Raw genomic sequence first — 15,714 nt, 5'->3', positions numbered from 1 at the left:
AGCTCCTACTTTAATTGTATGTGAATGTGGTCATCATGCCTCACAGCCCTACAGCCATGATACCGTATTTTTTTATGCTTTAAATCCATTCGGGTTTTTAAATGGGGTTCTATAAATAATTTTCCTAAGGTTTCATTTTGTAGTATGGCTTGCATTAGTTCCTTTGTGCCTTTTTCAGAGAATACAAGAGAAGCATTAATACTGCCTAAAGTCAGGTATTTTGGATAATCATATTGAAAATAACCGTTGGTCAAACAGTTCTCTATTTGGTTGTATTCTTCAGGTTTAGGAGCTACAAAAGCTCCATAGCCGCTCACTGATTTTTTCTGGTTTACAATAATGCCCTCGGGAGTTTCGTACACCAAACTTAGATCTATTTTTTTGCCATCATTATGACTTAAATGGGGGAGGAGAGGAAATTTATTTAGAAAGGGAAAATTGGCATCTAAATAGCTAATTTTAATAGGAGTATCTGCTAATGCTGTAGCTGTGTGAAGCAAAAGTTTATTAAGTTCAGGAACTACATAATTTCTATTGAGCAATACAGTCATATAGTTGGTAGGGCGAATTTTTTCTGAATTTACTATTTTTTCACGCCCAAAAAGTGGCGCAATTATAGGAACCAGAAGCAGGGTAGCCATTAAGTATAGCCCTAAAAAAATAGCTGCCGTTTTAAATTTTACCGGTATACGCCATTTCTTTGAAATGATAAGGCTAAATATATAAATAAGGCCTCCAATTTGAGTGATAACCGTTAGAAGGGTAAAGAGTATAATTTGCAGTGTAATAGTAAAGAAATGCTTCAATAGGAATTTTTTAAGGTGTAGTGGCTACAGGTTGTACAATTCTAGTTTTAGGTTCACTACTTTGATCCAAATACAAAGAATGAATCGTATAGTGTTGGCCCTCAAAATCTCCCATCCGAATATAGGAAAGTACAAGCCCTTTTTCTAGAATTTTATGGTAGGAACAATCATCTAGCCATAAGAGTTTTATCGGTTTTCCTTCATACTCAGTATTGATCATTTCGTAATCGTCTTCTCCCTCTCTATATCTAGTGATCGTATCTGTTCCGGAGTAAAACGTGCCATATTTGTACAATTGGCATTTTTCTACATCAGCTTTTATTTGAACAGGTTTTATGCTTTGGTAGGGAATAAAGGGGTCATTATTTTTGTACCAAGCATTTCTGGCTATACCTTCAAAGCCCCCGGGATTAATGTAATTAATTAATGCAGCAAGTCCAAAACCTATCAATCCAAAATTAAGCAAATACATTTGGTCTTCAGTTACTAAAAGGTAACAGCCAACATAAAGCGCCAAGGCACAAATAATAATACCTCCCAGCATATAATTGTCTTCTTCTTGAAAAAAAACAATGTTAACTCCCATTAGAAAAACTGCAAAAAATAAAAATCCTAATAAAAAAACAGCTACTTTTTTTAATAACGAGATATAAGATGTAAACTTTTTCATGGTAGATACTCCGTGTTCTGTATTTTAAGACTTTTACTAGTTATGCGCAACATAGTTTAGCATCCTTTTATTTACTCTTGTACTTGCGTGTATCCCGGTAAGCCGTGTAAGCATTTAATAATTTGATTATCTCCTACGGCACCAGCATGGTAATGATAACCTCTTACCGCATCAGAATGCCCACCACATTCATCAAGGTCCGCTGCTAGATGATTATTTTTATCTTTTAAGGCATAGATACCAAACCCATCAATTGCATAACCAACAATTGGGGCATGTACGTCTGGTTGCTCAATTTCTTTTGTACCTCCAGCCACGGCGTGGTAATGATAGCCTCCATGCGGATTTACATGCCCTCCATGATCATCTAAAGGAGCAATGGTATGTGCGGCTAGTATAGCATGAGTGGGTGCTGGTGGATCAAAATTTACACCATTAAAAGCAATTCCTATTCCTGTTCTTCCTAAGTTTTGTGATGTATTTAAATATACTGGTTTTACGGGAATGAAAAATGTCGTCACCTGATCTTTAAAATATTCTGGCAAACATTCCACACAGTAATTGTTATATGCCTCTTCCACATCAGGTTTTGCCGCAGCTAAACAAGCCTCTTCCGTTTCTGTATATTTTACCGTACCATCTTCTCGGTATAGCTTCCACTTATCATCACTATAAAATTCATCAAGTTGGGCTATAAAATGCCCAGAGACATCGTATACCTTATCATCTTTGAACCATAATCCTCCTTTTTCCATTCCGTCTTCTATATGACGGGGACACCAAGGTCCCATTTGGTGTTCTGTAGCTTGAGAATGAGTTTTTATCACATAGCACAGCGTTTCTATTCCGGATAAGGTTATTTTTTCTTGAGTGATGTCACCAATAATATTATCTTGAATAAAATACTCCGTATTGATGGCCAAGGTTTTTATAGTCGTATTAATTTCACTCTTATCTATGATTTGCTCCTCTTCATATTTTGGTCCTGGGGCAGCCGTTAATTCGGTTTCACTTAAAAACCCATCTTGATTGGTATCAATAGCATCAAAATCATCTGCTAACGGACCATTAACTTCAGCTCTAGATAGTTTTCCATCTTTATCTGCATCAAATTCTGAGAATATTTGACTCAGTGATGGCCTGCCATCTTCGGTATTCGTGAGGTCTTTCTTTTTTTTAGAATTGCAAGAAATTAATAGCGATACTAGGAGTACAAAATAAAGGTTTTTCATGGGAAGAATTTAAAATTCGTTTTGACTATGTTATGGTAACTTAGCTATAGTTTAGGTTAGGTGATCGTTGTAATCTTACTTTATGGTAATCATATTAAATATAGGGGATTTATTTTAAAGAAAGGTGTGTACTACTATAGAATATAGCATGAAGTGGTTTCTGCCGTATTATGGAAATTATTTAAATTGATAAGTTTTGAGCGCTTTGTTTATGATATGGCTTATTTCTTTAGCGCGATCTACAATCATAAAGTGTTCACCATTTTCAATTAAAATGGTATTGGTTCCTTTCGGAGGGAGTACTTTATCTTTTGTTCCACCAATTTTAATCAAATTAGGAATTTTTGTTTCGTTATTCCAATTTAACAATTTTAGAATTGCCCACTTGGTAAATGTTAAATCGGTATCGTCAATAATAGCGTCTAGGAGCTCTTTCTTATCGGTACCAAACATGTAATGAGCTATAACTTTTGGAGGTTTAAATAAGCGTTCTGGGATTCGTGTTAGTAATTTAGATTTGCCTATTAGTTTTAAGAAGCCATTTAATTCATTTTTTGTTTCCAAGGAGGAAATAAGTAGGGTGAATTTAGGGGTAGTTAGTTGGCTAATTTCTGTAGCAATGAGACCACCAAAGCTTACGCCTAAAATACCAAAGTCACGAGTTGCTCCTATTTTGTAGTTAGTTATTAGCCTTTGGGCATAGGCTGTGATAGCTTCATTGCTTTTTGGAGTTAACCATAAAATAGGAATTAATTCATAGTCAAGCGTTAAAGCATTGAAAACTTGTTCATCTGCTCCAAGTCCGCTAAGCGCATATATTTTCATTTTTTTGCTGAATGTCCGTTAAGAATTAGAGCTTGGTGTTTTCTAGTGGCCGTGCTCTTTTTTGAATGCTGAAATTTGTGCCTCAAACATTTTACTGTCTTTAAAAGCACATAAATTACCATCGGGATCATGAAACTTAGCAATAGTGCCCCATGAATGTTCTTGATAATCTACCACAATATCTTTTGCTATCAATTTCTCTGCAAGCGCGCTTACATTGGGCACATTCATGCGTAAACAGGTCCTAGTACGTTCTTCTGCCGTTTTTTGACCATCTTGGGCAGTGTCTAATTCAACCATTAAATAAGAGCCTCCAAATTCAAAACATGTCAACGCTGTGGTTTCAAATAGTTTGGTTAGCCCTAGTATTTTTTCGTAAAAAACAACACACTCTTTATAGGCAACAGTGTATAATATAATTCCTGTTCGGTCAAATTCCATTTGGTTTATTCTTTTACTTTTCCAGAAAAATACATTCTTTTTATTTTAGGTAATTTACGTAATTCATCAGATATCGAAATTGGAATTTTATTATAGATAATTATTTCCTTTAGCTCTTTCAGTTCAGAAATTTTGTCATCCACGGAACTGAGTACAGTTGCGTTAATTTTTAAATGACTAAGCCTCTTTAATTTAAAGATTGCTTTAGGCATTTCAGTAGCCATAAACTCACCGTTAATGATTAATTCTTTGAGTGATATATGATTTCCTAATTCTTTTGGTAAATCTTTCTCAATAGAGCTTATATTGAGTCTTTTAAGTTTTCCTTTTACTTCTGGCAAATCTAATAGAACCTTAAGCTCTTCATTCTTTAGGTTATATGGAAACTGTATGTAATGTGGCCGTTCAATAACTTTAGGGATTAGTATATTTTGAACAATCTCCATTCGTATTTCCAAATCATTTGGATTAAAGTTTAATGTGTCCGCCCAAAATTTACCGGTTCTCTTATACAGTGCAGCGGCAAGCTTACCTAATAATTCTTTGGGGAATTCATAGTGTAATTTCCAAAAGGGACTATTATCTAAATTAAACCTAACGTTTTTACTCACTAATTTAAAAATTTCCCCAGAGACCTGACCTTTTAAAAAAGATTTATATTTTGCTTTTACATTGGCATTCATAGAAGTTTTTGCAATAGCAATACATTCTCCAATAACTTCGTCTGGCAAGCCTCCATTTTTCATCATCTCTAGTGCCATTAACTCTGTATCAGGGTCAGTAGACCATAGAATTTGTCTGAGACTTTCTTTATGTTCAACGGTTGTATCTTCCTGTTTTAAAAACTTTGGATTTTTTGTTTCATGTTTGTCATGTAATTCTTTTTCCGTTAACAGTATTACAGTATTTTTTAATTCCGCACTTATTTTAGATTTTTTAGCAATTAAAATGAAATCAGCGTCCTTAACTTTTGTTGTGTTTTTTAGGCCTAACTCTTTTGCCTTGCTTTTAAGTACTGTTTTGGTATCAAAAGTATTTCCAACAATAACTATTTTTTGGTCTTTTAAACTTGCCGTATTTAAATTAATAAAACTTTCGTTATTAGGGTTTAAATAAGCAACATTTTTGCGAATAAGATTAAAAATTAAATCATTCGAATATTCCAATAATAGGAGGGTGTTCTCCTTAATTTTTTTAGAAATAGTTTCAAATCGTGTATGATTAAATATCCAAAAACCAAGAGCTAAAAGTGCAGCGCGGGGTATGTCTACTTTTTCTAGATATTTGAGTAGTTTAGAATAGTCTCTAACAAAATCAGTATTTACTAATAAATCGGCATTACCAGCAGTCCTTACATGGAGTCCTGGTACTAAAAGGATTTCTATTGGAAGTTTTTCTAAAGAAGCACAATTTTCAACGGATAAACTACAAAAGTTTGTCAGTTCTTTTTCATTTAAACTAATAGAAGATAAATTTGGACAATTCTTTATAGTTAGGCTTTTTAGGGATTTGAGGCTACTTGTTAAATGAACATGCGATAAGTTTTCTGCTTTATTTATAGAAATTTCTTCAATATTCTCAGGAAGACGTTCTATCGTTTTTAAAAAATTGTTTTCATTAATAAAAAGTCTTTGTAACTGTTTGTTATCAGAAATATTTATTTTGAAATCACCGTTACCAGATATATTGAGTTGGTTTAAGTCTGGCCATATTGCAAAATCCATTACTTCAGAGGTGTGAAATACACCTCCATTATATCTTTTCACCCCTTTAGAAGGAAGTTGTTTAATGTCATCTTTAATTGGGTTAGTATGTAAAATTAAATCCTCAATTTGAGTGGACTCAAACAATTTTGGCAGAATGGAATCACAAGAAGGCAGATTTAAATCTAGTTTCTTTAATGCTGGTGCAGCTAGTCTAGGAAACTCTTTTAAGGTTTTGAGTTTTAATGTAAACTCTTGGAGGTTTGGTAATTGAAGTGTTGTTGGGAATTGAATAGCACCTTCCATTAAGTATGAGGTAATCGCTATTTTTTTCAAAGAGGTTGAAAAGATTGAATTAGGAATAGCACTAATATTTTTTTGAGTATGTAGGTCTAAATTTTCAATATGGGTAAACGCTACACCAGCTTCAATTTGATCTAGCTCTTCAACGTAAAGGATAAGTGTCTTTAGCTGTCTTAGTTTATTTATTTTAGTGGATATATTTCTTAAATCAGTAATTCGTAATGAAAGGTGTTCTAGGCTACTGCATTCCCATATTTCTTCTATGTCCTCTATATTTTTAGCTTGGATAGATAAGATTTTAAGCTTGCTAAGATTGGAAAAACCTTTACCTAACGTAAGCGCTATATTAGAAGAAAGCTTAAGTTCTGATAGATTAGATAGGTAGGGCAAAACGTTACTCAAGTCACTAATGTCACCAGTACCAAGGTTAAGGTATTTGAAAGCTTGCCTAGCCATACTATCTGGTAGTTTAGTCATATGATGACCTCTTCGCATACCAAAATATTCAAAAGGTTTTGAATTAAACCATTCTTCTAAATAGGCGGAGGCATCAAATGATTTTTTGTTAAAAGCTCCTTTATCAAATTCTATTTCTAGCGCTTTTAATGCCCCAAACCTATTGACAATAGTTGTAGGGTCTTCTGGTTTGGTAATATATACCCCTTCCATATCATGTCTTGCATACTGTAACCAGGTTGCCTCATGATAATCTCTTAGGTTCTTAAAGTTCATAATTTACATGTTTTTTAATAGCATCATACTTACTTCAGGGTCGTTCATAATAGTTTTCAAATGATTGTTTTTGGAACTTATTAAATCCTGCAAAAACGCAAGTCTCAAATCGTTAGGTAATACATCCATTTTAATAAATGCCTGTATATTTTGTATCTGCTCTTTAGAAGGGTTGGTTTTATTTACAATTAGGAAATTAGAAAGTCTTGAACATATGGTTGCTAGAATATCAACCCTAATAATATCTTTAATCACAACAGCTTCAATGTTTTTTCTTACCTCTTTTTCAAAATTTTTGGCATTAAGAATTTGAGAAGGTTCAATTAATTCAGAAAGATTTTGTTGAACAAACGTAATAAATGCAGAAACTGTTTCTTCATCCAAACAAGATGCTCCCAAAGTTTGAATTAGGGGCAGGTGATCTTCAAGCTTAGGAATAGATTTAATACTGTTAAAGAATTGTACGAGTGTTCTGGGGGTAGTTCTTGTTCCTGTAACAATTTCAGGATACGATAATACGAAGTTAATTCCTCTAGGATCAATTTTCTTTTCCTCTGCCCATCGGCCCCAAGATTTAACATCAAATTGCATGGTTATATGCATCATTCTAGTTAACAACGCATTGTCCATGGGAGTAACAGAATAATCACCACCATCAGGATTTGCTGTTAAAACAATTTGCCAGTTTTTTGGTAATTTCCAACTGACTAATTCATAATTTTGAAGTAATTGCATGATCCCTCTTAAAATCCTATCATCGGCACGGTTAACATCATCTATTAACAGTATTCCAGGACCTTCATCTTTAGGTACCCATTGTGGAGGCGCAAATATGGTTTCATTTTCTACAACCTTTGGCATACCTAGTAAATCGCCCATTTCTTCAAACTGTGCAGGCGCTATATAGGCCCATTTAAAGTTAAGATCATTCGCAATTTCCTTGACAAGTTCCGTTTTTCCAATACCATGATCTCCCCAAATACACACAGGAGTTTTTTGTTCTCCTTTTTCTTCAAAAGTAAGATTCGAATTAATAATGTGTTTTACAAAATCTGCTACGCCTTCTGACGAAGATTTTAAGCCAAAATATTGATAATCATTAGTCATATAAATTCACTTTTATCTTTTGTCCTTTTAATTGTTCCCATTCATTTGATTGCTCATCTATACCATCTGGAGTTATCACCCACAATATTGGATATTTAGACTTTGTAGTAGGAGGTAGCGCAAAACCGTCTGTGAAATATATAATTCCGTCCGGCCTTACTTCCTTGTTAGCTAACACTATAGGTGGGTTAAAATTGGTGCCACCTCTTCCTTTTATTTGATTAGGAAATTCGCCGTTATAGGCATATTTTTTTTGAATGATCACATCACATTCCACTATAGTAATTACGGCTCCTTGCCTCCATAAAAAATGTGTTTCGTAGAAGAATGCTTCCAACGCTTTTTTGTGAAGTGATCCGGAAGTATCTAGAGCAATTAATAAGTTTTGCCTTCTTTTTACAGATATTCCCGGACTTGTACCATATCTTTTAGAAGGCCTTCTAATGGTATTGTTTAAATAGGTGCTATTGCTTGATGCTGCAAATTTCCTAAGAATTCTTTTCCAATCTAGCTTTGGTTTGTATTCATTAAGTAAATTATTAAGGTAGTCTACTAATGAAGCAGGTAAATGCCCTAACACACTGGAGTTCCCTTGAAATCTATCCATTACATTCTTTACTTGATTGTAAAGAGCGTACTCCATAATTTTCACTTCAGATTCAGTTAACTCTTGAAACTGCTGCCAGTAGTGGTGTTTTTTGAGCTGTTCATTATTTTGATCAATAAGGTCTTTTAATTGGGCAATAGGGCCGTACTCTTCTTCATAGCTGGATACAGATTGATTGGGAGTTGTTGTAATAGCCTTCATCAGCATTTTGTAATAGTAATCTGTAGCTTGAAATGGTTCTAATGCTATGCCATACAGCGGTTTTAAATACGTAAATGTAGAAAGCATTAAAGCGCCTTCTGGTAATTGTGTGGGTTTGATGTATTGATTCACCACTAAATCTGCAGCTATATTAAATAATGCTTTGTTCCCATAACGTTTTAGAATAAATAAGTGTTTAAAAACAACATGAAGAATCTCATGCTTGATGAGGCCGTACTTTTTTTCTTCTTTGAGCAATTCCCAAAAGCTGGGATTAATACTTAATTTAATTAGGTTTTTACCGATTAAAGATACGCAGGCAGTATCAATAGATGTATCCATAGTCTTGGGCATTCCAAGCATAAAGTGGCCATAAAATGGCTCTGAAAGAAGTATTTTAGTACTAATCCGTGAAATTTCTATTGGTGGTGCCAAGCTTTATTTAAATTAAGTGCAAATGTGTTAGTTTTAAACAGTTCAATATAGGCTAAAGATTAAGAAAGCAACCAAATTATTTTATCATCGCCGTCATGTCGTCGGATTTTACCGCTTTAGCGCTTATTAACTATGCGCCTACAGGAGTAACAACGGGTTTATTTATGATTTATGGTGTGTTTAAGCACCGAATTTAGAAAAAAAATAGGAATAAAAAAGTTGGTGGATTTTCCAAGCAAGTGAGAACAAGCCATTAGTTCCTGCGCTGCAGTTTTGTTCTTTTAGTTTTTACTTTTCGTTACATTTCAATTTCTTAGGGTATTCTGCCAGCTATGGGGAAAATATTGTTTTCATTTTCTGCTATATTTTTCATGATAACTTCAACTCTTTTTTTATTTCCTGGAGTGGCTAATAGATAGAACTCATCTACTGTTATGATATTCGTTATAAACGAGCACTAGCCGGCGTCATTTAAAACCATGTGTAAAACCGCAGAAATAATAAATAAGATTGATAATATTAAAGTAGAACGGTTGTATTTTGGTGCATTTTAGGTATGGAAGAAGCTAAAGTGTTGTGTTTTAGGTTAATGACATATAATGCTTAGAAATTGGCTATTAACCCGTCTTTTTTATAGGTTGATATACCCTAAAAAGTTGGGTGAGGTCAAAAATAAAGGCAAGGGGGCAAAAAAGACATTTACAATGGGTAAACAATGGATAAGAAAATTAATAGAATGGAAATAATTAATCCGGTTTTAATAGTGTTATTTATGTCTTATTTTTTTAATTCAGATACTATTTTATCATGGTCTTTATTCCAAATCGTGTAAGTAAAAGTTCTTTTATTATGAAAAAACATTTCATCCTCTAAGATCGTTGCACTTGATAACATATAAAAAACGATACTGAAAAGTTGAAGTATATTCTTTATGAAACAAGTCAACGAGGAAGGGTTTTCTCCATAATCGTCAATCACTCTCATTCCGAATAGATACTTTCCAAAAGTTTTGCCTAATAGCGACTCTAATATGGGGTTTATAAGAAATAAAGCTAGAAATGCTAATAGGAATGGAGACGGACTTTTTTCAATGAACATAGTGTTAATCAAGAAAAACAAGCTCGAATAGCAGCCATAGTCCAATATTTTTGCCAATAGTCTCAACCAAAATTCATCTAAATTAGGGTTTAAGGGGAATTCATATTCAAAATTTTCTCCTCGACGTGTAATCGTCTTATAGGTTTTGCAATTAGAAATCCTTTTCGTTTTTTTCTTTTGTATTTCTATTTTGATAATAGAATCAGATAAATAATACAGAACAAAATAGGCAAGTAGCAGTGCTCCAAAAGCCATTATTTCAAATGTAAAACTATTCATCATAATTACAAGTATGGTTAAAAAAGGGGTAAAGATAGGGTAGGAGCTAAGGAGTATCGGTTCTGTTATGTACTTACTTTTTAATGTCTATTGTCACACAAAATATAGATGGCAATTCATTTTTATCGATAAAATTAATTGCTAGGTCTTAAGTCCTGAGCTTTTATGAATTATAGATTTTTCTATACAATCTTTTAATCGCAATCTATATCCGAGATGCTTCTTGCTTCTACAATAGTTTTTACTTCATATGTGCTCTTGTAATCCGCGGCAAAGCCATCTTCTGATTTTCCTTTATCAATAACTTCAATTCTTACAAATATTGGAGTGTAGGGTTTTTTATTTTTTGTCAAATTAAAGTATAAGTCATACAGTTCGTCTTCCGCCAAAATCCAAAATTCATTAGTATCTCCACAAGGAGAAAAACTACTAAGCTCATGTCCTAATGTCAACCTTCCTTTCATAATATGTTTTATAGTATCAGATGGGAATTGGTCTTTTTTAGAGTAGACTAGAAAATCTGTGTTTAATGCTGAATTTTGTTCTATTATTTTTTTAGTTGTAAAATTTTCAACACTATTTTTTTGTTTCTCCTTGCAAGAAGTTAGAAATAAATTGATTATCAATAGAACTACTAACAGTTTAGATATACCTTCTAATATCATGAAATTTTCTTATAATTAGTATTTTTTATAAATCACTTACAATGAGTATATTAAGTGTATTTCCGAATAAAGAAAACATTTTGTTTATTCCCAGGAACGAAGCAAAGGTTTTCTGACGTACCAAATCTAAAACATTTCTACATTATAAAAACAAGCAAAGTAATGAATAATAGACGAAGCTCTTATTTTTCATGGGTTTTATGTGCTTGTTTAGACAGCTTAGTAATCCAAACTATAAGTTTTTCCTTAGAAACTGCTTTTCAAGTCGCAGCAGTTTTTATACTTTATTTTATACTCATGCTGATAAAATATGAGGTATTCAACTTTCTCCCTCCAAGCAAACTTACCTAATATAGTTCCATTAGGTTCGCTTCTATAATTTAAGCCTGATTCCGCAATTACAAATTTGAACTTTTTTGAATTTTGAGGTATCGTTGTAGTCTGTTTATTTAAAAGCTTTTTGGATCTTCATGCTTCCAACTTAAAAAAAAATTGCGATGGATATTAGAAGGACTTTATACAGAGGCTATTCTTAAATTTAGTGATTCGCTTAGGTTGTTATTGGTGCTAAAATTGAGCATACTAGCTCAGAACTCTTGTTATTGTTGATCTTCTTTAGCTTCATTCGAAGAAAATAAATAAGAAAATACATGAAATACAGCCGTATTAAAGTTGAAAATGCTCACTTTTTTAAGACCCATTTTTTCATGAGCTCGCAATGAAGATTCATTATCACTTTTGATAAATAGAATTCCTTCGCGATTTGGTGCTCGATATAAAAGTTCATTAAACATCATTTGTGCTAATCCTTTTCCGCGTTGTGATTGGCTCACGCAAACAGGACCATAAATGTAGGAGTCGGTATTAGCAGGAGTGTATGATGTAAACATGGCATCTACAATAGGAACCTGCCTTTTTCTATTTGCAGCCTGTGATGTTGTGAGAAGAAAACCTACAATTTCGTCATTTATATAAGCTACAATCTGTGGCATATCTGTCATCATTTCTTCAATTTGACTGCGACTCAATTCGGCAGACAGGGTTCCCCCTTGAGAGATTTGATTTTCGGATTGAAGTTTTAAAATTCCTTCTAAGTCCATAACGTTTGCTACTTTAATATCAATGTTTTCCGCCATAGAATCACATTTTTAGTGTATTTAGAATTTTATTTTATAGTAAAACTAGGAGTTTTGTTTCAGTTGAAGCCTATACCGTAGCAGTTTAATTAAAAGTGATTAGAGCGCAAGAAATGTTATGGTTTGGCCTTAGTCTACCCGTGATGCTAAAGTTTTGAAGCTATTTTGATTTGCAAATGGACCTAATAAAATTTAGCGGGAATATAAACCGACTAATAGTTTTCATTAAGGAATAACAACATTATTATTTCATGAATACTTTTCATCGAGTTTCAAATATTTATTCATTTCTTATTTTTTATATATAGGTCTCTCAATAATCTTAAAAGATGTAGAGCGAAAGCTGATCATTTCGATCTGAGTACATAGCAAAACCCATAAAGATTTTGTGGACATTATAAATCTACACAGACCTTTCGGTTTAGTACAAATACCTATGTTTTTTATAGTGTGTTAGGTGCAGTTTTTAATTTTCTCCAATCCTATCCATTCGTGCTCAATGTCTTTCATCAAAAGTGCATTGTCAAATTTTACAGAACCTTTTGGGAAAATATCTTCATTCTCAAAAAAGCTCGATTTTACAAAGTCAACATTTAAAAGCGAGACTTTCCAATTATAAGCTTTTAATTCAAGACCATCATGATCATTTTTGTTAGGGGAATATCCAATAGAACCATTTTCAAAGAAATCAGATGCACACTGAAGGTTTTTAAATATACTTTCATCATTCCAAGTGATAGTTTTACTTGCTTTAATTGATAGAGAAGTTTTGTCAGCGCTTACAAATTTAACCTCATAATTACCATCACTCTCATTTACTGTAAAATCTGCTAAATGATGAATTCCAGGAAATACAGTTCCACCAGCTAAAGTATTTAGTTTTGAAGAAGTATCTCTTCTTGGAATATAAACTCCTTCTTTTTGCACTCCATTTTCAGTCCATTCAACCGCAATCCTATGTGCTCCATTTTCAGAAGATATACCAATTTGTTTTGGTAAACCTTTCGGTCTAATTTCTTTTAATCTGATTAGGCAAATTCCAGCAATTCCTTTTCCGTTCACTAATTTAGGTTTAAAAGGTTTTGGTAAATATTCTGCCAAAACTTCTTTGTCAACTTGGTAATTGATTAAAATTCTTCGGTCTATTACTCCTTTTATTTTAGGTATTTTCATTGTTGGGAGATTTAAGTTTCAAGTTTTTAAAAGTTGGAAAAGAGATTAACTGATCAAAGTCAACTTTCCAAAAGTCTAATTCAAAAAGCTTTTCATTACTGTCACAAGTTAATTTGATAGCAACTAGAACTCCGTATGGTTAGTCACGGTAAATCCGTTAGAATTTTCCGACATACGACTAATTTAATTCATTCGAGGGATACCTGCGAGGGAATTCCATAGTAATTAATTTTACACGGCTTAAGTTTGATTCTTTTTAATTTGTAGATTTAGTTAGAATCAATAAAGGAAAAAATAGGATTACTTTATACGGTATAGTTTTAAATTTTGGTAACATTTATAATTGGCTCTCCTAGACTATTTAAACAGTCCTTTACCATTGCAAAATCGGGTAGGCCATTTTATGAAACTTACGTTCCTGTATTGCCCAGATAAGTAGAAGATAAATACAATGAAAAAAGCTCAAAGAACCTGTTTTATAATCTATTAGTGTAGAAGAATAGTGTCTGAGATTAAAGAATAATTTTTTTTTCTGCTTTATATTATTTACTCTTCCTCTGTTTATGAGCATTATAATCAATATTTTTAGATTTAGAATAAACTGCTATTATCCATTTTCCATACTTACTCAATTCAAAATTTACTTCATCTCCAATCTTAGTATTGTAAAAACTACTTTCTGAAACATCTAAACTTGCAAAATAAGGGTTTTCTTCAAACTCAATACAATCAGAACCATTAGGTAATTCAAAATCTTTATATCCCTCTGTTTTTTTAGAAATAATTAGAGTAATTGTTATTTTTTTCTGTAGTTCAAGGTCTTTTCGAATAGGATTAAAAAAAAATATGTTTATGGCTTTTTTTAGTTGATATATTGTTGAGATGACTGGAAGAAGTAAAATTAAATATTTATAATATCCCAATTCTTTAAATTGAAAATTAAAAAATATTAAAATTAGTAAATGAAATATTACTCCAAACAAAGAACTATTTGCTTCTTTAGAATAGGCGTCAGAAACCTTTTGAGCATCTTCTTCAGACATATCGCTTTCAAAAATTTTCATATTTTTTATTTTGCTATTATACATTGGCTTAAATAAAATCTTGACTGAAACTCCATTTGTAAATAACGCACAATGTCAAGTATGTCGTAAGTATAGCAGAAAATTAGTACTTATTTTAGGTTTAGGCCTAAGTTTGGTTTTTTTTAATAGGTAATTTATTTACTAAGAATAAAGAAATAAACCAGTTCTATTTTTCTTAATTAAAAAGAGACTAGCAATATATATACCGGTTTATTAAATCTCATTTCACTTGCTTATAGATGATGATGATTTTATATTTTTTAATCTAAAAAACTTCCAACATCTGTAGTCCATTGCGCTTTATTTTTAATTAAATAATTTTCATGAACTGTCTCAGGGTATAGTTTTAGTTGCTTTTTTCCTTTTAAATTTTTAAATATCTCGTCAATTTCTTGCCGGCTCACTTTTTCATCTTGCTCGCCATACATTAAAAGAGTCGGACAAATTGTGCTTTTGGCATATTCTGACGGATTATGTCCAAATGCCCAAAATCCGTTTTGAATACCACCCCAAAATACTAATAAACCAGCCATAGGAAAAGTGGGAGCATTCATCGTTTTAAATCTAGAACAAACAGTTTGGTACATGGTTCCAAACGGACATTCAATAATAATTCCTTCAGGATTAATTTTATATACATCGATGGCTTTCAAGATGGCCACTGATCCCATAGAAGTTCCAAATAAATAAATGTCCTTATCACTATTCTTTTTTATATAATCATAACTAAGTTTTACTTGTTCTGATTCGTGAAACCCAATCGTAGTCTGGTATCCTTGAGAACCACCAGAACCCATAAAATCTATTAATAACGTATTGTATCCAAGGTTTAGAAATATATTTGATTGGTCTAGAAGAGTAGATTTTTCACCACCATAACTGTAGACTTCCCCTTCTTAGGACACCTCTAATTTCGATAAATAATTATTATTTAGGTCAGATTTGATGAAGAATTTAAATTCTTCATCAAATCTGGGCATGAATTCTTTAGGTGATATATTACCTAAAGATTTATGCGGGTGATTAAAATTATAGTCTTCTCTCCAGTTGTCGCTTATTTTTTGAAGTTGATAAATGTCATTGAAATAATAGGCATCTAATATATCCTCCCTAAAGAAACGGTTAAATCGTTCTATATATCCATTTTGCATTGGCTTTCCCGGTTGTGTATATTTAATTTCTATAAAGTTCTTTTTACACCAGTTCATAAAAGTCT

15 protein-coding genes and 1 pseudogene are annotated in these 15,714 nt (G+C 32.5%); all 16 read right to left on the bottom strand.

Going from position 1 to position 15,714, the window contains the following annotated elements; translation table 11 throughout:
* Positions 1 to 5 precede the first annotated feature (5 nt).
* A complete protein-coding gene (locus BLQ19_RS14080) occupies positions 6 to 806 on the bottom strand; it encodes a hypothetical protein (RefSeq protein WP_074538770.1) in 801 nt (266 codons plus the stop codon).
* A 10-nt stretch (positions 807 to 816) separates the two neighbouring features.
* Entirely contained in the window at positions 817 to 1,476 is a 660-nt protein-coding gene (locus tag BLQ19_RS14075) for a hypothetical protein (protein ID WP_074538769.1), read from the bottom strand.
* 71 nt (positions 1,477 to 1,547) lie between these two features.
* Positions 1,548 to 2,708, bottom strand: coding sequence for a YHYH protein (locus BLQ19_RS14070; RefSeq protein WP_074538768.1), 1,161 nt, complete (start codon positions 2,706 to 2,708; stop codon positions 1,548 to 1,550).
* Positions 2,709 to 2,885: 177 nt separating this feature from the next.
* Positions 2,886 to 3,533 (bottom strand): alpha/beta hydrolase, encoded by a 648-nt coding sequence (locus tag BLQ19_RS14065; RefSeq protein ID WP_074538767.1) that lies wholly within the window; start codon positions 3,531 to 3,533, stop codon positions 2,886 to 2,888.
* Positions 3,534 to 3,575: 42 nt separating this feature from the next.
* Positions 3,576 to 3,974 (bottom strand): VOC family protein, encoded by a 399-nt coding sequence (locus BLQ19_RS14060; RefSeq protein ID WP_074538766.1) that lies wholly within the window; start codon positions 3,972 to 3,974, stop codon positions 3,576 to 3,578.
* A gap of 5 nt (positions 3,975 to 3,979) precedes the next feature.
* A complete protein-coding gene (locus BLQ19_RS14055; RefSeq protein ID WP_074538765.1) occupies positions 3,980 to 6,712 on the bottom strand; it encodes a leucine-rich repeat domain-containing protein in 2,733 nt (910 codons plus the stop codon).
* Between the two features lie 3 nt (positions 6,713 to 6,715).
* On the bottom strand, positions 6,716 to 7,819 hold the full coding sequence (locus BLQ19_RS14050) for an AAA family ATPase (RefSeq protein ID WP_074538764.1): 1,104 nt from the start codon (positions 7,817 to 7,819) through the stop codon (positions 6,716 to 6,718).
* Positions 7,812 to 9,062 (bottom strand): vWA domain-containing protein, encoded by a 1,251-nt coding sequence (locus BLQ19_RS14045; RefSeq protein ID WP_074538763.1) that lies wholly within the window; start codon positions 9,060 to 9,062, stop codon positions 7,812 to 7,814. Before BLQ19_RS14045 ends, BLQ19_RS14050 begins: the two co-directional genes overlap by 8 nt.
* Positions 9,063 to 9,839: 777 nt before the next feature.
* The gene (locus BLQ19_RS14040) at positions 9,840 to 10,442 is read right to left on the bottom strand and encodes an RDD family protein (RefSeq protein ID WP_083332253.1); all 603 of its coding nucleotides are present in this window, start codon (positions 10,440 to 10,442) and stop codon (positions 9,840 to 9,842) included.
* Between the two features lie 191 nt (positions 10,443 to 10,633).
* Entirely contained in the window at positions 10,634 to 11,104 is a 471-nt protein-coding gene (locus BLQ19_RS14035) for a COG3650 family protein (RefSeq protein WP_074538762.1), read from the bottom strand.
* 599 nt (positions 11,105 to 11,703) lie between these two features.
* Positions 11,704 to 12,240, bottom strand: a complete 537-nt coding sequence (locus BLQ19_RS14030; RefSeq protein ID WP_175444438.1) for a GNAT family N-acetyltransferase — start codon at positions 12,238 to 12,240, stop codon at positions 11,704 to 11,706.
* A 453-nt stretch (positions 12,241 to 12,693) separates the two neighbouring features.
* Positions 12,694 to 13,413: a DUF2071 domain-containing protein gene (locus BLQ19_RS14025; protein ID WP_074538761.1), complete on the bottom strand. Its 720-nt coding sequence runs from the start codon at positions 13,411 to 13,413 to the stop codon at positions 12,694 to 12,696.
* A pseudogene (locus BLQ19_RS21860) lies at positions 13,400 to 13,534 on the bottom strand (DUF6984 family protein); the annotation flags it as partial. The pseudogene BLQ19_RS21860 and the gene BLQ19_RS14025, both read right to left, overlap by 14 nt.
* Before the next feature lie 421 nt (positions 13,535 to 13,955).
* Positions 13,956 to 14,477 carry a hypothetical protein gene (locus BLQ19_RS14020; RefSeq protein WP_139150266.1) on the bottom strand — a complete coding sequence of 174 codons (522 nt, stop codon included), beginning with the start codon at positions 14,475 to 14,477 and terminating at the stop codon, positions 13,956 to 13,958.
* 281 nt (positions 14,478 to 14,758) lie between these two features.
* On the bottom strand, positions 14,759 to 15,295 hold the full coding sequence (locus tag BLQ19_RS14015; protein WP_074538759.1) for an alpha/beta hydrolase family protein: 537 nt from the start codon (positions 15,293 to 15,295) through the stop codon (positions 14,759 to 14,761).
* Positions 15,296 to 15,394: 99 nt separating this feature from the next.
* The coding region (locus tag BLQ19_RS14010; protein WP_139150265.1) for an integrase core domain-containing protein at positions 15,395 to 15,714 on the bottom strand (320 nt) is incomplete at its 5' end.

It is taken from the genome of Cellulophaga baltica (genome assembly GCF_900102165.1).
Classification (GTDB): Bacteria; Bacteroidota; Bacteroidia; order Flavobacteriales; family Flavobacteriaceae; genus Cellulophaga; species Cellulophaga baltica.
Note: the sequence above shows the minus strand (reverse complement) of the source record. Positions and strands in the feature narration are given on the sequence as shown.